The organism is Cytobacillus solani (assembly GCF_001420595.1).
Taxonomy (GTDB): domain Bacteria; phylum Bacillota; class Bacilli; order Bacillales; family Cytobacillaceae; genus Cytobacillus; species Cytobacillus solani.
The window spans coordinates 2,840,990-2,860,667 of record NZ_LJIX01000006.1; the positions used below are offsets into that span (position 1 = coordinate 2,840,990).

A 19,678-nucleotide genomic window follows, 5' to 3' on the forward strand; every position below is an offset into this window, starting at 1 on the left:
AGGCTTATCAGAAGCAATGAAACGATATAGACTCATTTTATTTCTCCTTAGAAAATTTCTAGTACAGAAGGAACATTATAAAGAATACCCTATTCCAGCTATGGATAAAGAGACTACCCCCACTATCCCCGCATACAAAGCAATTTTCGTTCTTAAATTTCTATACTGCTCAGACTCCGAATGGAAAACTGCTCTCTGTCGTTCACCATCAGTCCATACGCCTAATATTAATCCAGAAATAATGATACAGAATACTCCAATCGTGAGGAAAATTTGAATCATTTGAGCACCTCTTATTCCAAATATATTACATAATCATGCTTATAAAGTATAATATTCCATGTTTCTTCCTTTGAAAATAGATTAATAGTAAACTTGTATAAAAAGGAGGTATTCCATATGCTGCCGACTGAAAACTTAATGATTATAAAAAAAACATATCCCCACTTAGAAATAAATGAAGTACGAATAAATAATAATGGCTGGGATAATGACATTCTAATCATAAACGATGAAATAGTCTTTAGGTTCCCAAAATCAGAACACCTAATAACAAAGGTGATTGATGAAATGAAAATACTGGATCATTTAGCAGTGATAGAACCTATTATCAAAATACCAAAATATGAGCCGGTATTTAACGAAAATAAATTAATTGGTGTTAAATATGCCTTTCTTAAAGGCAAGTCTTTAAGTGAATATACTGATTGTCAATTAAATGAGGAACCTGAAAACGCTAAACTAATGGCTGATTTTCTAACTAAACTCCATAGCATTGATATTTCAGTTATGAATGATACAAATTTAACAGCAATTCACACACTTCATTATTGGGAAAATCTATATTCTTTAGTTAAACAGGATGTCTTCCCTTTTTTAAATACGTATCAGCAAAGCGAGATTAGCGAAGTATTTATTTCATTTATAAATAACTACTCATCCCTTTCCTATAAAAAAACGCTAATACATGGAGATTTGACACCTTCAAACATTATTTTTAATAAAACAATAAACCGAATTGATGGTATTATTGACTTCACTGACGCTCAATTCGGTGATCCAGCATTCGATTTTGCTGGATTATATTGGACATTTGGTCCTGATTTTACCCAAAAGGTTCTATCCTGGTACAACAACACGGAATGTGCTGACTTAATTTTTAATAGAGTGCGTACCTTTTACGGGTTACAGCCTGTATTTCATGAATTATTACATGTGATAAAAAATAAGCAAAAGATGAATTGGGAATCGGCTCTTGACAGGTTCTCTCAGCTTAAATCTTTAATATAGAATTTATACAGTGCCCTGCAATATTGTGCACGAAAAGTCGGATGGAAGGTTCTAGCCCCTGCTATTCTAAAAATGAAGGAGGTCATTAAATGGATTTGCTTAAACACATGAATGAGGCACTCAAGTATATTGAAAATAATCTTACAAATGAAATTGACTTTCAAGAAGTTGCTCGTATTGCAATATGCTCAGAATATCATTTCAAAAGAATGTTTTCCTTCTTATCAGGCATTACACTTGCAGAATATATTCGTCATAGACGCCTTACCCTTGCAGCATTTGATTTAAAAGAAAGCAATGTAAAAGTTATTGACCTTGCGGTGAAATACGGATATAACTCACCCGATTCATTTACTAGAGCTTTTCAACAAATGCACGGGGTTACACCATTTGAAGCAAGACATACTGGCCATTCACTCAAAGCTTTTCCTCCAATGACCTTCCATTTATCAATTAAAGGGGGAAACGAAATGAACTATCGTATTGTTGAGAAAGAGGCATTTCACATTGTTGGTGTTAAGAAAAGGGTACCTATCATTTTTAATGGGGTGAATCCGGAGATCGCCTCTATGTGGGAAAGTCTAAGTAGTGAAACCATCACTGATCTTAAAGCGCTATCTAATGTTGAACCGATCGGACTTCTTAGTGCATCTACGAACTTTTCTGAAGGGAGAATGGAAGAAAAGGGCGAGCTTGATCACTATATTGGGGTTGCCACAACTAAGAAATGTCCTCCAAACTTAACACTTCTTGAAGTCTCTGCATCCACTTGGGCAGTTTTTGAAGCAGTTGGTCCATTTCCTGAGACTTTGCAAAATGTGTGGGGGCGAATTTATTCTGAATGGTTTCCATCCTCTCATTATGAACAAGTAGATGGTCCAGAAATCTTATGGAATAAGGATAAGGATGTAACCTCACCAGCTTTTGTCAGCGAAATATGGATCCCAATAAAGAAGAAATAATGTTTAGTGACTGCTGGTCCAATTCAGCACTCTATAACCTAAATAATATCCTTAATAAGGATATTATTTAGGTTTTTCTTTTTCATCACATCACTCGTATTTTTCCGCGTATTTCCCTTTTTCAAATATGTCCTTTGCACTCATAGCTGTCCATTCTTCAATTGTTGCATCTGGATTTAAATCTAGGTATGATTTAACCATTTTGTATCCTTCACTATATCCGTATATAGGTGGAAGGTCATTGCCGCCCATAATAATTTCATGAGACCTATTAAAATCATAGGAGCCCAAGTCAGCTTCAATATTGGACCAATATTCCTTTTCATAGTTCATATTAATTGGGGTAAGAACATGTTCAGGGTAAACTAATTTTTCAAACATGACAGCCTTTCCTTCAAAAATTAGATTATCTAATACAGAGATGGGTAAAGCTTTTCTTAAATACTTTTCAGTCCATGCACTGTGATGGTATTCGTGGGCGATTCCAGCTTTCATTATTCCTTCTGTATAATACAAATTATACAGTACGATTATTTTTCCAGTTCCGGCATTTACCATCGCAGAATTCCCATTAGCTGAAGGGAATATACAAACTGTTGTTTCGTTATCGGAAGGCAAAAAGGATGCAGATTTTTCTAATGCTTCCTTGATCATTGTATTTGTATCTTCCATTTCAATCTTTTCGATTATTTTTTTCAACACAGTATAGCGGTTGGGTGCTTCATTTATTAGGGATTCGACCATGTGAAGATACTCTGCACCTTGAAAACAATCATTATAAATCGGTTCGATTACTTCTTTTTTATATGTATGGAGCTGTGAAGCATCAGGATTTTTTTCCATCTTATCTATGTAATTAGTAAACAGCTTATATACATTAACGATTTTATCCGTTTGCCCTGTTTGCGAATTCTTAAATGATTCGAACAGCTCTTCCGAAGCCTGATGTTCTTTCATTTCATCTTGCTCATCAATCGAGGCGGGTTCCTTTTGCTCACAAGAGGCCATTATAATAACGATTAGTATTAACATACTTAAATAGATTGTTATTTTTATAAGATAATTCACTACTTCCTCCCCCTATTTTGCGAGCTTTTTCTTAAATGAAAAATCTCTATACGTATCAAATTAATTGCATAATTTCTCCCGGCAATGATGCCTTGTAATCTGGTTCTTCTGATTGGACGACTTCAATAGAATCATAGCCCCATGTTACCCAAATAATCTTTATTCCGGCTTTTTTACAAGCAATAATATCTCTTTGCTCATCCCCTACGTAAATAACTTCTGTTGTATCCAGCTGTTTTTGTTTTAAAAATTTTGACAGCAGCTTGTCCTTTCCGAATATATGGCTGGAACAGAGAATATCTGTAACATTTTCAATGCTGTTTCGTCTAAGGAACAGCTTAATATTCTCCTCTGAATTGGAGGAAATGATCGCTGTTTTATACCCTTTTTTATTCAGTTCGTTTAAAACATCCTTCATGCCATCATACAAGAGTAGATCATTTATTGATTGACGGTATAGTTTATAGAGTTGAGGAATGAAAATAGGTATTTTATACATTGGGAAGTCCAACATTTTACAGCGTTCTCTTATGGTCAATTTTTTCATATTTTCTAATTCAGCTAATTTCATTTTTTTGAAATGATATTTTTCAGCGATTTCATTCCAGGCTGATACAAACACGACTCTGGAATCAGCAATTGTCCCATCAAAATCAAAAATGACATACTTTAACATAGAGAAACATCCTATCTTTATTTATTTTTCTCATTCTTAATAAAAATTGTTTTCAATTTTTTCTAGGTTCGTATAAAACCCAGTATTCTATAAATTATGTACACTAAAATTTCTTATTAATCGTATCAATTAAATAAAATAATTGTGAAATTATAAATGAAAGAAGGATTACCGTTATCGTTCCGAAGATATAAACTACTTCCTCTGCCGGGTCGCCGCCTCCCATAAAAACAGCTCCTAAAATCATAAATAGAATGACACCGATCATAACACTTAAAAAGAAAATACTAATATACTTTGACATACACAACTCCCCCTATTGCTTAATCTCATATTTCATAGCAACTTAGCCATATAGTATTCATCAACATAATTATCATTTATCAATAACGAATGCTTCTTTATACCTTCTGATACAAAGCCGATTTTTTTATATAGACCCAATCCTGCTTCATTATTGGCGATAACTGTTAATTCTAATCTATGAATATGATGTTCATGAGCCCATTCCTCGAGATTTTTAAATAGTTTTGTTCCTATTCCTAGACCCCTATATTCTTTTAAAATCCCAATGACAAGATAGGCTGAATGCCTTTTCCTCCTCGCACTTCCTCCGATTGCGATTAAGTATCCAATTAAATCATTATTGTCTTCTGCTAGAATAATGGTTGAATTCCCCTCTTTTTCCATTGCTTCTATTCTTCTTTTCTGTTGCCCAGGTTCCATCATTCTTTCACCAGGTTCAAAAAGCATAAAATTTGATTCATTTTCAACAGCCTTAACTAATTTCACAAATTTTTCTGAATCATTCGGACGAATGTTTCTAATCAACATTGATTATTCACTCCCACTAATCTTCCTATTGTTTCCATTTTACTACATAATTCTATTTCTATGAACATACTTTAAATTCACTTCTTCAATACGCATAAACCCTAATAAAGAGCTATACAGTTAAAAATATATATGGCATCCCCCTTTCCTTGTAATCATTTTACGCCCATAACGATCATGCCCCCAAAAAGCTTTTTATATAAAAAAAAGGATTGTCTCCCTTTAATGACGAAATTGATGGGGAACAAACTAAATGAAAAGAGGTCATTCTATTGAAGCAAGCACTGCTAGTCATCGATGCCCAGCAAGAATTAATTGAGGGAAATGAAAAAGAGGAAAGTGTTTTTAATAAAGAAAAACTTGTAAATAACATTAATATTGCCATTGAAAAAGCGTATGAATCAGATGCAATCGTAGTTTTTATTAGAGATACAGATGTAGCTAATGGGGAAGGTGTGGGATTTCAAATTCATCAAGACATTAAGGTACCTTCAGCAGCAAAAATATTTGATAAGAAGGCGACAAATTCTTTTTATGGCACACCATTATTAAGCTTTTTAAAGGATAATCAGATTGAACATCTTGTGTTGATGGGATGTAAAACAGAACACTGTATTGATACTGCTGTAAGGACTGCAACAGTTAATCATTTTGATGTCACATTAGTGGGGGATGGTCATTCGACAACTAATTCTTCCATTCTGCATGCCGAACAGATCATTAACCATCATAACAAAATCCTTCATGGTCATTACAATGTTGATCATTTTTCCATGGTCAGGAATACTCAAGAGGAATTGTTTAAACCAACCCATAATGACTACCGTTGATTGAACCTTGTGGAGACCTACATGGACAAGATTGATAAAAGGAATCGATTAGACGAAGCTCCATTTAGCTACCGAGTCACTAAAAACAATAAACTATTTATAGAATATTATGGGAAACAAGTGAGAATTTTAAGCGGAAAAGAAGCTGAAAGATGTTTGGAGAAAATTAAACATGCAGAGGATGAAAAGGCTGTACAATTGATATTAGCAAAGATCACAGGTAATTTTAAAAGAGGAAATGAGCGTTCTTGAGAAAAAGGAACAATCGGATAATTGTTATATAATCAATTTACTTTTCTGAGTCGTAGGGGAGTGGGATAATCGTACATTTTCCCTTCTCCCCTGCGATCCATCATAAGTAGCTGGATCCCAAAATAGTCAGCTAAATATCCCTTTACGTTTTTTTTCGATCACCTATTATTTTCATATTTAAGTTAAAGTAAAGATGCGGATGGAAACAAATAATATAGATAAGGAAGCAACAAGATAAATATATCCCCAAATGCTTTTTTATCTCTTTGGAGTTCAACTAAACCAAAAATTCAGTGTTTAAAGAAGAATCTCCTTTTTTACTAGTGCTTCCTTGAATTTTGACACATTATAAAAAGTAAGATTTGGCTGAAATGCAAAATCAGAAGTTTGATAATTTGGAAGCCACTGTACACCGATTGAAAATACCTTTGCTTGAATTCCTGCCTGAATATCGGCGTCACTGTCCCCAACAAAAATAGCTTCGCTAGTTAAAATTCCAAGCTGCTCCAGTGCCTTATTAATTCCTTCTGGATGAGGTTTTGGCATGGATACATCATCCCCTGTAATAACAACATCAAACAGATTCTCCATGTTAAGATACTTCAATGAAATATTTAAACTTCTTCTTGCTTTCCCTGTTACAATCCCTATTTTGTAGCCTTCCATCTTTAAATATTGCAATAACTCATTCATTTCGTCATTGTAGTAATTATGATCACTATGTTTTTCATCATATTTTTTATAAAAATGTTCAATAGCCTCATTATGATTTTCATTTTGAAGATTTCCAGTAATTATTCCTGTCTCAGATGGTCCAAACATCCCTTTAATTTCATCAATTGTATATTCTATGTTATCAAACTCCTTAAATACTGCTTGGAAGGCATAAAAACAAACAGGTAGAGTATCTGCAATTGTTCCATCAAAATCAAATATTACAGCTTTTAACATTTATACACCTCAAATATATTATTTTGGTCAAAACATTCATCAGTTCCATTACACTGACTCATCTCTTCACTTTTCATTAGTACCCATTTACCTCGGCTGCATCCGAATCCCGCCATCCAATCGAATAGTTTCCCCATTCAGCATCGGATTAGTAATAATACTCTCTGTCAGCATGGCATATTCTTCAGGTAATCCTAATCTAGATGGGAATGGCACCATTTTTCCTAAAGAATTTCTAGCTTCTTCTGGCAGAGTATCAAACATTGGGGTATGGAATAGACCGGGAGCAATTGTCATCACTCGAATGCCGTATGCTGCAAGCTCTCTAGCGATCGGTAATGTCATGCTGACAACACCACCCTTTGATGCACTGTATGCCGCTTGGCCGATTTGCCCTTCGAAGGCAGCAACGGAAGCCGTATTAATGATGACGCCTCTTTCGCCATTTTCATTCGCCTTATTTTGCACCATCCGCTCCGCTGCCAGCCGAATCACGTTGAATGTTCCAATTAAATTAATCGAAATCACCTTCGTGAACATGTCAAGCTCATGAACACCTTTACGACCTAGAAGCTTGGCTGCATTTCCAATGCCTGCGCAGTTTATAACAGTGTCGATATAACCAAGCTGTTCACAGCCAAAGTCAATTGCTTCCTTTACTTTTGTTTCATTTGTAATATCCGTCATTTTGTATGTAACTTGATCGCCAAGCTCCACTTTAAGCTTTTTAGCACGTTCTTCTGATACATCAAGAATTAGTGCTTTTCCCCCTTTTTTCACAATATTTCTTACCGTTGCTTCCCCTAAACCTGAAGCTCCGCCAGTCACAATCGCCCGACAATGCTTTATGTTCATTTGATAACCCCCAAATTAGTTGTTTGCTTACTGTTTTCCATTTCATATATGTATTCTCCTGCAATACTAATTAGAATTTTTAAAACTATTAGTTAAAGTGGCAAAAGGATGTCAGATTATAGTATAGACGGAGAGTCTACCTAATGATGAAGGACCTTCCCTCACGTATTCTACTCAAGTTGGGACTTCATACCCTCGATGAAGGACCTTCTCGCACATTTTCCACTCAAGTTGGGACTTCATATCCCCAATGAAGGATCTCCCCTCATTTTACAAATAATTTATCTTACATAGGAAGGTTATTTTACTTAGAACATAAGAAAAAACAGGAAAATTTCTTTTAAATTTTCCTGCCTTTTTTATTATGAATATGAATGATTAACACTTTTTGATTTGCCTTTTTTTTTCTTGTTTATTCTTCAGTTGAGAGCCCGTTAATATCAATTACTATATCCTCTAATACAAATTCTTCTTTCCCTTTGCCTGGTTTTTCAGGGATTGGAATTTCCTTTGGTCCATCTTTCGTGATTTCGACTGAGCCGAAATTATCAGGTGTATGTTCTCTTAACATAATTTGAGGGGTTATAATTAGTTTTGATGCATTTTCATCTAGTTTTTCAAAGGTCTTACTCCAGTTCATGTTATAGCCGTCACCTGAACCGCCATTTCCTTCACCGGAATACGAGTTTCCTAAATCATCTCTAATCTCAATTTCAACATCTACTGCATGCCATTTGTCTCTAACTTCCTTAGAAATGATCTGATCGTAATAAACAATGAATGACATCGGAGTGAAGGATATTTTTCCAATATTCACCTTTACTCCCGCAAGTTCTGAACTACCCTCACTAATAAAGTCTTTTCTTTCAGTTGCATCTAAAGCAAGAGCAAACTTCCAACTGCCTTTAATTTCTTTATATTGCTGATCTGGCAATGTAATGCGATCGATCCCCCACTTGATCTTAGCCACATCTTCTTGATCACGATCAAGATTAGTAGCTGTCACGATGCCAACATAATTGTGGTCGTCCACTTTTGAGATGTGCGCACTCCCTGATTGGCTGCTCACTCCTTTAATTTCTAAAAAGTCTTCTAAGATAGGCTGATCTCCTAAATCCTGCTCGCTTTCGATTGAATAAGTTAATGAAATCGTTTTTCCATCAAAGATTGCATCATTGAGCGTCACTCTAATGCCATTGCTTTCATCAGTCATATTGATCTCTGTCGAATATTCTTTGTAATCATCATAAAGACCTGTACGCCCATTATCCAAAAATCTAAAAATATCTCCAATAACGGGGATACTGCCAGCGTATGCTGGAAACGTTAATCCAATGGTGGTCACTGATAAGCCGCATAAAATGGCTGCTGCAGCTACATTCTTTTTCCATCCCATTCTTTTTTTCTTTTGGCGGATTGATTTTTTTAATGCTTTTTTCACTCTTGCCTTTTCCAGTTCATCCACTTCGATTTCTTCAAATTCAGTTTCGTCAATGTCTATATCATTTAATAATTCATAAATATCCTTCATACGAGACTCCCTCCAAAATCAAGATTTGCTGCTTTTGTATGCAGTTTCTTTTTTCCCCGATAAATTCGATTGCTTATTGCAGATTCGGTTAATCCAAGCTTTTTTGATATATCCTCCGTTTTTAAACCCAAGTAGAATTTCATTATAAAAATCTTCCTGTCAACAGGTTCTAACTGATTAATTAAGCGGATTAATTCTGTTTTATCTTCTAAAATTACTAGTTCATCCTCTGCTGATTTCTCAACAGTCTCCTCAATAATATCTCTAGAAAATTCCTTCCCATTACTCGTTCTTCGGTAGTAATCAATTGCTTTAAATTTAGCAATCGCGCATATCCATTTTCTAAAATCAATGGCATCTCCTTGAAATTTCTTTGAATGGTTCCATATTGATAGAAAAATATCGTTAACACATTCTTCAATAATTCCATCATTCTGAAGCGGGGAAAGGATCTTATAGGCAATCCCCTTAATTAATGGCAAATATTTATCAACGATAAACTCTAACGCATCTTCCTTTTGACGCTGCAACCGTTGGATATAATTGTTTTCATTACATTTCATATCAATTCCCCTTATTCTTTTGTAAAAGCTTTTACAACCTATACAACGTGATGAAAAAGATTTTTTCTCGCAAATTCAAAAAATATATATTTTTATTTAACGCTCATTACGGTTCGAAAAACATTTTGCATCAGAATATTGAATCTGGCAGACTAACTCCATTTAACTACAAAATAGGATATTCCATCATTTAAAAAAACCTGTCCAATAATAATTGGACAAGGCTCCTTCGTAAAATTCACTTTACAATTTTGGTCACATTTTTGCATGAGATCTATGAAAGGCAATAAGCGAATCTACCTCTTTTCACGAGGGGTAATGTACATGATGTAATACCCAAATATTAAAACTAAAATAACAATTGAATAGAGTAATGTATTCAGGGGATGATCATGGTCTACAATAATTAACCTAATCATCGCGGTAATGCCAATATAGATAAAATATCTCAGCGGAAAATGATAATTCTCCTTAAAATACTTTACAATCATTGATATAAATTCAAAATACAAAAAGAAGATAAGAATATTGGCAAGAAAAAGCTTATAGTCATTGCTATCATTATTCAAAAGCATTTGAAAAAAAACAAGTAACTCTTTTACTAGTAAAACAGATAAAATCCCAGCCAACAGTACTAGAGAAACATTCAAAATGATTTGTAATATTAACGGGATCCACTTAATTTTATTTTCAAAATCACTTCTCATCCTATACACCTGCCTATCTTTCCTTTCTTTAATATTAAAAAGAAATTAAGACATAAAGATAGCCAGACTACGTAAAATTTATGTAAAGATATATTAGGATACCATACATCTTTTCCATATTCTCAGTAACTCCTTGCAGCTATTTCACTTTAAATTAGGGCAGCTAGGCAGTAAATATAAACATATTTTACAGTAGATGGTGGCTTGCCGTGCAGAATAAGTAAATTTTATACCTAGTATTATTAACTCCTGTTTTATAAAGTGAGTGAATATTACTTGTAAAAGTTCCTTTAAAGAACTACCATAATTAGGAAAGGGTTTTTAGAACGGGAGAGGTTATTAATGAAAGAAATAAATCATGTATTATTAGGTAGGTTTCATTTCGAAGAGGAACAATGCGTATGGAGGCAGGTTAGAAAAATATCCATATTTAATAAGACATTTGAAGCAAATATTGATTTCCTGGAATATGATGAAGAATTCGAACAGGTCGTAGAATTTGAAGAAGATACAAAAGGATACTTCCAAGAAGAGCAAGTTGAAGCATTGGTGAAATTTCAGGAAAAACGCCATGAAATCATCTCAAATCTAGAAACTGCCATATTTGAATACTACCAAAATAATCGTGAAGTGTATGATGCCCCATTTTTAAAAAATAAAAATGAGATTGGCAGTTTATTAACAGATATGGGCATCTTTATTGCCGATAGAGAAGAAGCAGGCTTAAGGAAAATGGGAATTACTTTCGAATGCAGTTGGGAACCTGGTCATGGATTAGGCATTCTACTTAAAAACGAAGAAATAGCTGCCGTTGGAACGATAGATGATGCTGTTGTGTAATCTTTAGAGATATGTTTTAATTTCATCCATACTACTTACAAAAAGGAAATAAATAGATCCTCTATATTCTATTATTTTCTCTATAAATCTATTAACGCTAATTAAAAACAATATTTCAAATAAATTTTTTCAGTAAAACATGCTATACTATATAATGCATATTAATCACCTTCCAATTTTCTGCAATTGGAAGGTTTTCTATTGGCGAATTAAGTAAGAAAAGAGGAGACAAAATTGAATAACGAAACAAAGCATAAATCCGTTATTGTTGCCTTGTTAATTGCAACCTTTCTGACCGCAATTGAAGGCACAATTGTAAGTACGGCAATGCCAAAAATTGTGGAAGATTTAGGCGGAAGTGAGCTATATACTTGGGTAATATCTGTTTACCTTTTAGCTACAGTTATCAGCACACCAGTATTTGGAAAACTCGCTGATTTATACGGCAGAAAGCTAATGTTTACTATTGGAACAATTATCTTTCTCATTGGTTCCATGTTATCCGGACTATCACAAACGATGGAACAGCTTGTTCTATTCCGATTGATTCAAGGGATTGGAGCTGGAGCCTTAACAACGATTCCATTCACCATTATTGGAGATGTATTTGAATTTAAACAGCGAGCGAAAATTCAAGGTTGGATCAGCAGTATGTGGGGAATTGCAGGTATTGCAGGTCCGCTTGTCGGCGGGTTTATTGTCGACACCATCTCATGGCATTGGATTTTCTACATGAATCTGCCATTTGGGATTATTTCATTAATCCTACTTTGGGTTTCTTTAAAAGAGCAAATTGAAAAGAAAAAGCAAATAATCGACTATGCCGGGATTCTCATGTTTGCCATATGTATGACATCCTTCTTATACGCACTAACACTGCTAAAAGAGCACAAGCAATTAACAGGAAGCATCACTGCATACCTTGTTGTTGCTCTTATTGGTCTTTGCTTCTTTATTTGGATTGAAGCTAAAGGGAAAGAGCCCATGCTGCCACTTTCTCTATTTAAAAATACATTTATTACCGTTTCGAATATTGCCGGATTTTTATTAGGCTTTATCCTTGTAACGGTAACGTTCTATATTCCATTATGGGTTCAGGGAGTAACTAATTTAAATGCCACCTATTCGGGAATCGCGATGCTGCCAATGTCTGTCACATGGCCGATTGGAGCGATCTTTTGCGGAAAATGGTTAGGAAATAAATCGATTGCCCATGTTACTTTAATAGGTACTTTAGTGGTTATTCTAAGCTGTACAGGATTTGTATTCTTCCAGACAAATACGCCAGTGCATATCATGATGGTGGTTACCGCATTTATTGGACTCGGTTTTGGGCTAGCCTTTACCGCATTTACGGTTGCCGTACAATCAGCTGTTGAATGGCATCTCCGAGGTGCTGCGATGGGATCACATAATTTAATGAAAAACTTAGGACAAACCATCGGAATCGCCGTTTCCGGTCTATTGCTAAGTGATCAGCTAAAAGGACCCGCATTAGAATCAAGCTTGCATTCCGTATTTATCTTACTCGTTGTCTTAGCCATCTGTTCATTTGTTGTAACAGGTGTACTTATTAGAAAGAAAGAGTCTGAACTTGCCGTAAGATAGAGGGACATGTTCAATGTCTTATATAACTGAAAATAAAATGGATGGGACAAGGGGCCAGACCCCTCGTCCCTATTTTTTTAAAGGAAAAAGAAAAGCTGAATAATAGAGATGGCTGCCATCCCCATAATTGGGGCCAATTTCAATACAGTAAACCCTGCTGTTGTTGAAACTAGTGGCTCTAATGGGTCTTTAGCAGGTGAGGCAAGAAAGTTGATTATACGCTCCCATCTTTTCCCTTTAGGTTTCATTTGAAAATCGGGTATATCCAAATGATATTCATCTAACTTTGTCCGAAGATGATTTTCTTTTTTAAAGGGATCGTGATTCATTGAAATCATCCTCCAATTCTACTTTTAAACTTTGGATTGCTGTGTGTAATCTCGATTTGACCGTACCTTTTGGTATAGTAAGTATTTCTGCAATTTCTTCATGTTTCATATCATGATAATAGAATAAAAGAATGACTGCCCGCTGTTTATCAGGAAGATTTGAAATGGCTTCCCGAATCGTCAGCCGATCTGTATGATGAAGTTCTTCTTTCGTTATTGGGGTAAGAAAAGGCATAAACGATTGCCATTTTTTGCGCCGATTTAATTTATCTATCAATAAACGGTAAGCTATTTGAAAAAGATAGGATTTAATTTTCCCTTTGCCTGGATGATAATGATGTTTGTAACGCTGAAGCTTTACAAATGAATCTTGAACGATATCAATCGATAATTGCTGATCCCTTGTATATCGATAAATAAACGAATATAAAGCAGGCTTTAAAAGGGTATAAATACCTGCCAATGCATCATCATCCCCATTTTGATAAGCAATCATTAACTCATCTGCACGCTCAATCAATTTGATCTCCCCAGCGCTCTTTAATCGCCTTTAGCGTTAGTGAAACTCTTGAAATTAAGTAAATCATTGATACAAGTGTCCATACTTGTGCTTGATTCGTAAAAAACTGGACAAAATTATTCTCTACATTTTGTCCGTTCGAAATTAATAGATTTAGAACTTGAACACAAATTATTGCATAAATAGCTAGACAGAGTGTAAGTGTATCAAAAACATTCCAGCGTAAATATATTTTTGTCTTCTTAAAATTGATTTTACCATTCTCACGGACAATATGTTTACGATCCATTGGAATCGCAATCGCTAATATTAGCACCATGAACACTCCACCCACAATCAGGGAAATAATCCAGCCAGTATCCATTAGTAACAACTCCTTTTCTCTCATTACTTACATTACATATGAGAAGGGAAAAGAGTTCATTTTAAGTGAATTTTTTTCAATTAATGAATGTTAGCTGTGGAGAAGCTATCCAAATTTTTAAATTAAAGCCTTTTATACCTCCTGAATGAACTTTCAATCAATTTCCCTTGAATTTTCTCTTTTTAGATAAAATAATATTGCTAATACGAATTGAATAAGAGGAACAAATATTGCCCAAGGAAATCGTGGGGACTCGCTAAAATACCAAGCATCCGGATAAAGTAAAATGGCACTCATCAACATCAGTTTCCAAGATCGCTTTATAAGTGCATAGATAAAAAATATGACTGATGCTATAAGTAAAGGATAAAACAGCTTCAAAGCACCTAACAAAAGACCCATAAATTCTTCCATGCTTTACCTACCCCCAATAATTTAGCTTAGTTATTTAGCAGATTCTTATACTCCTTCTCGGTACCTGAAAATATAATTAATAGAGCATAACCGTTCTTTTACCAAATTTTCTTATACTTTTCAATATGCTCCAAGCTTATAGGTGCCTTTTGTAATTGATGTGGACAAATCTTATTGTATTTTTTGATTTTTTTATTAATCTCTTCTACATCATTATTTGTTTTACAAGAATGGACTAATTGGGAGATTTCCTTTTGCAGCTTCACCCATTGTGGTAAATATCCAGCATCTTTTGCAATCTTTTGAAAGTGCTGGAATGTGTCCATCTGCAAATATTCTTTAGATAGCGGCTTTCCTTTACCTTTATAATCAAAATTATCTTTCTCACCAGCACGCTCCAAAATCTCACCTATTAGATCATTGTATTCCCTGTCCATAGAACCTCTCCTTATTATCTAACTAGTCAATCCCTTTTTGGGACAGAGAGTCACGTTTACTGTCCCATATAATTAATGGGACAAGGAGCCTACCTCCTCGTCCTGGTCACTTGAGTCCAGCGTCTATCCAGTATATGCTGAAAATGGTGAGCCGAAAGAATAATTATGAGAATTTCACAAAAATACCGATAGTGAGCAAAGCTATGGATATTTAAAAATCACTTGGACTTTGGATAATTGGCACCTATCAACCTTAATGAAGACACATTTGATAGAGTTCTTGTAAATCGGAGACAACCAGCCCTATTAAGTACAGTATTCACTTGAATTTTGTAAAAATAGGAAACAAGCAGCTCTATTGAGTACACTATTCACTCGAATTCTTTAGAAACGGGAAACAAGCAGTCCTATTGAATACACTATTTACTCGAATTCTTTAAAAATGGGAAACAAGCAGCCTTATTGAGTACAGAATCCACTTGAATTTTGTAAAAATAGGAAACAAGCAGCTCTATTGAGTACACTATTCACTCGAATTCTTTAGAAACGGGAAACAAGCAGTCCTATTGAGTACACTATTCACTCGAATTCTTTAAAAATGGGAAACAAGCAGCTCTACTGAGTTGATTTGCAAATTACTTTTCATAGGTGGTGTATTTCATTTGGTTGAAAATGAGGATTGTTCCTATTGCAACATCCGTTACAGCTATCACCACTGTTTTCTTTATTTTAAAAAATAAACTCTTATAATGGCAACAATCACAATACAAACGGCGATTAGAAATAAATTAAATGGAGCTAAAAGAAAGTCAAAAAAGGAATTTAGTACATTTTCACATACATTTCTAACCCTCATCATTAATGGATCACTTTACTTTCTTACAAACATATACCATTTGCGTACTGTCATCAGTTATTGACGTTTCATTCCAATCTTGATACAGATCAACAATTTCAAAGCCGTTTGCAGATAAAATGCGTTCCATTTCTCTCGGGTACGTATAGCGCAAAAGTATATTTGTCTTTTTTTCTTCAATTATTTCTCCCGCTTTATTTATCATTCTTCTAATCGTTATATAATGTTGAACTTGGGTAAGGGGGTCATACTTACTTATCGTGTATACATCCACTTTATTCATCGTATCGTTGTCTACATATGTTTTCCAATATTCTTCTGTACTTGGCTGGAGCAGCGCCTCAGCACTTGGAAACCGTGTGCCGAAGATAAATATTCCGCCCAATTCCAAATGTCTATTCACAGAGTCCAATAATCCATCCTGTGATTTATTCATTAGAAAATGCTGAAATGAGTTGCCAACTGTAAAAATGAACCTGCTTTTTGCATTCAAATGGAGATTCGTACAATCCTGTTCAATCCATTTGATTGGCGAATGTTGATTAGCTGATTTTCTCCTTGCTTCAGCTAGCATTCCCTTATGAATGTCCACACCTACTAGCTTGTATCCTTTTTTAGCTAGCGGAATCGTTACCCTGCCTGTCCCGCAAGCTAGATCGATAATCGTTCCGTCTATCTTCGCAGCCCACTTCATTAGAAAAGGAAGGTCCTCTTTATACGTTTCGTTTTCACTATCGTAAGCCATTGGGTCCTCATATTCTTCAAAATTATCTACTAACATACACACACTCCTTTTTCTAAATTTTACCACAAATTCTGACATTTAACTTTATACAAAAAAAGAACTTTACTCCTTACCGTTGTTTAAATAATAGGTTGTTCTTATTAGTAGAGAGTATCAGTAACGAAAGTACAAACATACCAGCCAGGAATTATTATTGATATCTTTTGTATTTGAAATGACGGTCATTAATGTACAGTTTACGTCTACCAAAATTAAATGTTCACCCTAACTTTTTATAATCCAAAAAGAGAATGGTACTTTATGGTAAACTCGTTTTAAGGGGGGTTTAACGAGTGAATAAGATAGATATTGTCATGATGATATATGTGATTTTTTTATGGCAGCATTATTTATAAGCTTTAAATATGGTTCCGCTATGATTAAGAAAACAGGTCTCTTTCTGCCACAAGCCCTAATTGCGGGGACAATTAACTTAGCATTAGGTGTGTTTGGGATAATGGTTTGGTTTTTCTTCTCTTGGAAAGTTAATGAATTTTTGTTTTTTGGTGGTTTAGTTTTAGGATTAAGTTTAATAGTTGTGGGTGAGGTTGTTTTGCTTTCAATTTTTTTCAAAGCGTAAAAAATGGATACAAATATACAATGATAGCTTAAATGGAAGCAATAGATAAAAATTGGAAGCCACTGTAATGGCTTCCTTTCATTTCACTTACATATCAGCATTAAGCTTTAACATAGCCTAATAATAGGTTCCTTTATTTTTTGGTAATAATTTTATCAATAATCCCATATTCCAGTGCTTCCTGGGCAGTCATATAGAAATCACGGTCACTGTCTTTAGCGATTTTTTCAACCGGCTGTCCGGTGCGATCGGCAATAATTCCATTGACATGATCACGGAGTTTGAGAATTCTTCGTGCAGAGATTTCAATTTCTGTTGCCTGTCCTCTTACACCGCCAAGCGGCTGATGGATCATAATCTCGCTGTTTGGAAGGGCATACCTTTTTCCCTTCGTACCAGCGATAAGCAGCAATGCTCCAAATGATGCAGCCATTCCCATACAAATCGTGCTTACATCTGGTTTAATGTACTCCATTGTATCAAAAATCGCAAAGCCTGCAGTTGTCGAGCCGCCAGGGCTATTAATATAAATGGAAATATCTTTTTCTGCATTGTCAGCTTCTAAAAACAATAGCTGGGCAATGACACTGTTTGCAACCTGCTCATTAATTTCTTCGCCAATAATGATGATTCGGTCTTTCAATAGACGTGAGTAAATATCATAAGATCGTTCCCCACGATTGGAATGTTCAATCACATATGGAATCGTACCCATAAAAATTCCTCCCTTTATTATGCTGCGAAACTATAAAGGTCAATAGGAGATTGAGTATACGTTTTCTTAGCAAGCTTAGGGACTTCTGCCAATGGAGGAATGTCAGATACATACTCAATTAAAATGGATGGGTCTTCAGATTGTAAGGATTGATATATCAGATTCCCTATCATTTCCCTTTCTTCCTCACACCAGTAGGAATCCACTGATTGCAGGTTCGTTTCCTTCTCCAGCCGTTTCCTTGTTCTATGGATGATCGCTTTCACAGCCATTTCTGTTGTATCCAGCAAATCAGCAATTTCCTTTGTTTGGTAGCTGAAAGCCTCTTTCAATAAGAAAATGATTGCTTGTTTTGGTGTTAAATTATTTACTAATAGCTTTACTGTATCAAGCAGTTCATCTGTGCTAATTGCATCAACCTTCCCCGATTGATCCTCGAGCACTCCAACAACTTCGCGATTTCTTTTTCTAATGGTATCAATCCATTGATGGTAAGCGATTTTGTTCAAAAGTGCAGGACTTACATCGGAAGAATGATAATGCTGAATCGCTTTTAAGACTGATTCCTGAACAAGGTCGTCAGCATCCCATTTGTTTTTCGCTAAAAAACGACAATACCGCAAAAGGCCTGGATACAGCTGATTCAAGTGACTACTTCCTTTCTCTATCTGAACCCCTTCATTGGCAAACAAGCTTTTATTAGAAACCATTCTATTCACTCCTTTTGAACCTCCTTGCCTTTATAACGGATATAGGAGGGAAGAAAGATACGGGTACGAAAAAAAACTTACTTTTATTTTACTTACTCTATTTAGCTAAGTGAGTTCTTATTACCACTTTTGACATATTCTTTTTTTGGCATCATAAAACTCCTATTATTACCGCTGATCCCTTTTTTCTTGTTTTCGGGCATCATCATGCTCTTATGTTTACCGCTACTTGCCTTTTTCCCCTTAACAATCACCCTTACACTTAAAAATTCCGAATATCAGCAATGGGACCGATCTCATTAAAATTGCCATTTTCTATAATTGATATAAGTTTCTTTGCAGTTTCCTCCGCACTGACTAGCTTTCCTTGTTCTTTATAATCAATGAACCGGTCTAAGAGTGGGAATGCCTCTTCACTGCTAGCGCGTATGGCTTCCTGCATGCCGGTGTCGATAATCCCTGGGGCAATCGAAATAATTTCGACTGGATATTCTGCATTTTCTTGCTCAAGAGCAATAACCCTTGAAAAATGGTCCAAACCTGCTTTTGTCGTGCAGTACGTTCCCCAGCCTTCATATGGATTTCTGCCTGCTCCAGAAGAGATATTAACAATTTGCTTTTTCCCGTTATAATTCTCCAGCTTTGAGATAAACACATTAGAAATAATCATGGGTGCGGTTAAATTAACTGCCATTGCCTTTGCCATTTCTGCAGCATGTACAGTACCAATTATTCCAATGGGATCAACCATTCCTGCATTATTTATAAGTGTGAAGGATTCTACCTCTTGCGGGACAGAGGCAACGATATCACTCATAAGTGATTCTAATTTCTCTAACACAGATAAATCTGCCTGATAACATTTTACTCCCTTTAGACTTGTATCTGTTCGTGCAACTCCAATAACATACTCCCCTGCTTCGCTCAATTGTTTTGCAAGTTCAAACCCGATTCCTTTTGATGCACCTGTTATGATATAGACGTTCATTTGTCTTCTCCCCT

At 35.2% G+C, this 19,678-nt stretch carries 26 protein-coding genes; 7 read left to right on the forward strand and 19 right to left on the reverse strand.

The annotated features are described in order from the left end of the window. Window positions 1-75: 75 nt before the first annotated feature. Entirely contained in the window at window positions 76-282 is a 207-nt protein-coding gene (locus AN957_RS15990; protein ID WP_056685139.1) for a DUF5316 family protein, read from the reverse strand. 117 nt (window positions 283-399) lie between these two features. Here AN957_RS15990 and AN957_RS15995 point away from each other — a divergent pair, with 117 nt between their 5' ends. Further along, complete coding sequence (locus AN957_RS15995) at window positions 400-1,290, forward strand: aminoglycoside phosphotransferase family protein (protein ID WP_053476453.1); 891 nt, start codon at window positions 400-402, stop codon at window positions 1,288-1,290. Window positions 1,291-1,379: 89 nt separating this feature from the next. Further along, window positions 1,380-2,252: an AraC family transcriptional regulator gene (locus AN957_RS16000; RefSeq protein ID WP_056685144.1), complete on the forward strand. Its 873-nt coding sequence runs from the start codon at window positions 1,380-1,382 to the stop codon at window positions 2,250-2,252. Window positions 2,253-2,342: 90 nt separating this feature from the next. On the opposite strand, the gene AN957_RS16005 is transcribed toward AN957_RS16000, so the two are convergent. The 4 genes from AN957_RS16005 to AN957_RS16020 all read right to left on the reverse strand — a co-directional run bounded on the left by AN957_RS16005 (window position 2,343) and on the right by AN957_RS16020 (window position 4,830). Then, window positions 2,343-3,320, reverse strand: coding sequence for a DUF2268 domain-containing putative Zn-dependent protease (locus tag AN957_RS16005; RefSeq protein WP_245637794.1), 978 nt, complete (start codon window positions 3,318-3,320; stop codon window positions 2,343-2,345). Between the two features lie 55 nt (window positions 3,321-3,375). Continuing rightward, window positions 3,376-3,996 (reverse strand): HAD-IA family hydrolase, encoded by a 621-nt coding sequence (locus AN957_RS16010; protein WP_053476455.1) that lies wholly within the window; start codon window positions 3,994-3,996, stop codon window positions 3,376-3,378. A gap of 103 nt (window positions 3,997-4,099) precedes the next feature. After that, window positions 4,100-4,300: a hypothetical protein gene (locus tag AN957_RS16015; RefSeq protein ID WP_053476456.1), complete on the reverse strand. Its 201-nt coding sequence runs from the start codon at window positions 4,298-4,300 to the stop codon at window positions 4,100-4,102. A 32-nt stretch (window positions 4,301-4,332) separates the two neighbouring features. After that, the gene (locus AN957_RS16020) at window positions 4,333-4,830 is read right to left on the reverse strand and encodes a GNAT family N-acetyltransferase (protein ID WP_056685147.1); all 498 of its coding nucleotides are present in this window, start codon (window positions 4,828-4,830) and stop codon (window positions 4,333-4,335) included. A 272-nt stretch (window positions 4,831-5,102) separates the two neighbouring features. Between AN957_RS16020 and AN957_RS16025 the strand changes: the two genes are divergently transcribed. Further along, window positions 5,103-5,660, forward strand: a complete 558-nt coding sequence (locus AN957_RS16025; RefSeq protein WP_053476457.1) for an isochorismatase family protein — start codon at window positions 5,103-5,105, stop codon at window positions 5,658-5,660. Window positions 5,661-5,681: 21 nt separating this feature from the next. Next, window positions 5,682-5,912, forward strand: coding sequence for a hypothetical protein (locus AN957_RS16030; RefSeq protein WP_053476458.1), 231 nt, complete (start codon window positions 5,682-5,684; stop codon window positions 5,910-5,912). Between the two features lie 297 nt (window positions 5,913-6,209). Here AN957_RS16030 and AN957_RS16035 read toward each other — a convergent pair whose 3' ends face one another. The 5 genes from AN957_RS16035 to psiE all read right to left on the reverse strand — a co-directional run bounded on the left by AN957_RS16035 (window position 6,210) and on the right by psiE (window position 10,519). Next, window positions 6,210-6,863: an HAD family hydrolase gene (locus AN957_RS16035; RefSeq protein WP_056685150.1), complete on the reverse strand. Its 654-nt coding sequence runs from the start codon at window positions 6,861-6,863 to the stop codon at window positions 6,210-6,212. Between the two features lie 87 nt (window positions 6,864-6,950). Next, on the reverse strand, window positions 6,951-7,718 hold the full coding sequence (locus tag AN957_RS16040) for a 3-hydroxyacyl-CoA dehydrogenase (RefSeq protein WP_056685153.1): 768 nt from the start codon (window positions 7,716-7,718) through the stop codon (window positions 6,951-6,953). Window positions 7,719-8,130: 412 nt separating this feature from the next. After that, window positions 8,131-9,249 (reverse strand): DUF4179 domain-containing protein, encoded by a 1,119-nt coding sequence (locus AN957_RS16045; protein WP_053476460.1) that lies wholly within the window; start codon window positions 9,247-9,249, stop codon window positions 8,131-8,133. Then, a complete protein-coding gene (locus tag AN957_RS16050) occupies window positions 9,246-9,812 on the reverse strand; it encodes a sigma-70 family RNA polymerase sigma factor (RefSeq protein WP_056685156.1) in 567 nt (188 codons plus the stop codon). The genes AN957_RS16045 and AN957_RS16050 overlap by 4 nt, the downstream gene beginning before the upstream one ends. 296 nt (window positions 9,813-10,108) lie before the next feature. Beyond that, window positions 10,109-10,519, reverse strand: a complete 411-nt coding sequence (psiE, locus tag AN957_RS16055) for a phosphate-starvation-inducible protein PsiE (protein ID WP_053476462.1) — start codon at window positions 10,517-10,519, stop codon at window positions 10,109-10,111. 342 nt (window positions 10,520-10,861) lie between these two features. On the opposite strand from psiE, the gene AN957_RS16060 reads away from it, so the two are divergent. Both AN957_RS16060 and AN957_RS16065 read left to right on the forward strand, forming a co-directional pair. After that, window positions 10,862-11,359 carry a DUF6985 domain-containing protein gene (locus tag AN957_RS16060; protein WP_053476463.1) on the forward strand — a complete coding sequence of 166 codons (498 nt, stop codon included), beginning with the start codon at window positions 10,862-10,864 and terminating at the stop codon, window positions 11,357-11,359. A gap of 234 nt (window positions 11,360-11,593) precedes the next feature. Further along, on the forward strand, window positions 11,594-12,967 hold the full coding sequence (locus AN957_RS16065) for an MDR family MFS transporter (protein WP_053476464.1): 1,374 nt from the start codon (window positions 11,594-11,596) through the stop codon (window positions 12,965-12,967). A 77-nt stretch (window positions 12,968-13,044) separates the two neighbouring features. Here the strand turns inward: AN957_RS16065 and AN957_RS16070 are convergent, their stop codons facing one another. The 6 genes from AN957_RS16070 to AN957_RS16095 all read right to left on the reverse strand — a co-directional run bounded on the left by AN957_RS16070 (window position 13,045) and on the right by AN957_RS16095 (window position 16,668). Then, window positions 13,045-13,296, reverse strand: a complete 252-nt coding sequence (locus tag AN957_RS16070) for a hypothetical protein (protein WP_053476465.1) — start codon at window positions 13,294-13,296, stop codon at window positions 13,045-13,047. Next, on the reverse strand, window positions 13,277-13,792 hold the full coding sequence (locus AN957_RS16075) for an RNA polymerase sigma factor (protein ID WP_053477558.1): 516 nt from the start codon (window positions 13,790-13,792) through the stop codon (window positions 13,277-13,279). Before AN957_RS16075 ends, AN957_RS16070 begins: the two co-directional genes overlap by 20 nt. 16 nt (window positions 13,793-13,808) lie before the next feature. Then, on the reverse strand, window positions 13,809-14,204 hold the full coding sequence (locus AN957_RS16080) for a group-specific protein (RefSeq protein WP_321172061.1): 396 nt from the start codon (window positions 14,202-14,204) through the stop codon (window positions 13,809-13,811). 129 nt (window positions 14,205-14,333) lie between these two features. Next, window positions 14,334-14,594: a hypothetical protein gene (locus AN957_RS16085; protein WP_053476467.1), complete on the reverse strand. Its 261-nt coding sequence runs from the start codon at window positions 14,592-14,594 to the stop codon at window positions 14,334-14,336. 98 nt (window positions 14,595-14,692) lie between these two features. After that, window positions 14,693-15,031 (reverse strand): DnaJ family domain-containing protein, encoded by a 339-nt coding sequence (locus AN957_RS16090; protein WP_053476468.1) that lies wholly within the window; start codon window positions 15,029-15,031, stop codon window positions 14,693-14,695. A gap of 866 nt (window positions 15,032-15,897) precedes the next feature. Then, window positions 15,898-16,668 carry a class I SAM-dependent methyltransferase gene (locus AN957_RS16095; protein ID WP_056685160.1) on the reverse strand — a complete coding sequence of 257 codons (771 nt, stop codon included), beginning with the start codon at window positions 16,666-16,668 and terminating at the stop codon, window positions 15,898-15,900. A 340-nt stretch (window positions 16,669-17,008) separates the two neighbouring features. Between AN957_RS16095 and AN957_RS16100 the strand changes: the two genes are divergently transcribed. Beyond that, complete coding sequence (locus tag AN957_RS16100) at window positions 17,009-17,251, forward strand: hypothetical protein (RefSeq protein WP_056685165.1); 243 nt, start codon at window positions 17,009-17,011, stop codon at window positions 17,249-17,251. A gap of 133 nt (window positions 17,252-17,384) precedes the next feature. Here AN957_RS16100 and clpP read toward each other — a convergent pair whose 3' ends face one another. The 3 genes from clpP to AN957_RS16115 all read right to left on the reverse strand — a co-directional run bounded on the left by clpP (window position 17,385) and on the right by AN957_RS16115 (window position 19,664). Beyond that, window positions 17,385-17,966, reverse strand: coding sequence for an ATP-dependent Clp endopeptidase proteolytic subunit ClpP (gene clpP / locus AN957_RS16105; protein WP_053476469.1), 582 nt, complete (start codon window positions 17,964-17,966; stop codon window positions 17,385-17,387). A gap of 17 nt (window positions 17,967-17,983) precedes the next feature. Then, complete coding sequence (locus AN957_RS16110) at window positions 17,984-18,676, reverse strand: sigma-70 family RNA polymerase sigma factor (RefSeq protein WP_053476470.1); 693 nt, start codon at window positions 18,674-18,676, stop codon at window positions 17,984-17,986. A 262-nt stretch (window positions 18,677-18,938) separates the two neighbouring features. Continuing rightward, on the reverse strand, window positions 18,939-19,664 hold the full coding sequence (locus AN957_RS16115; RefSeq protein WP_053476471.1) for a (S)-benzoin forming benzil reductase: 726 nt from the start codon (window positions 19,662-19,664) through the stop codon (window positions 18,939-18,941). Between the last annotated feature and the right edge of the window lie 14 nt (window positions 19,665-19,678).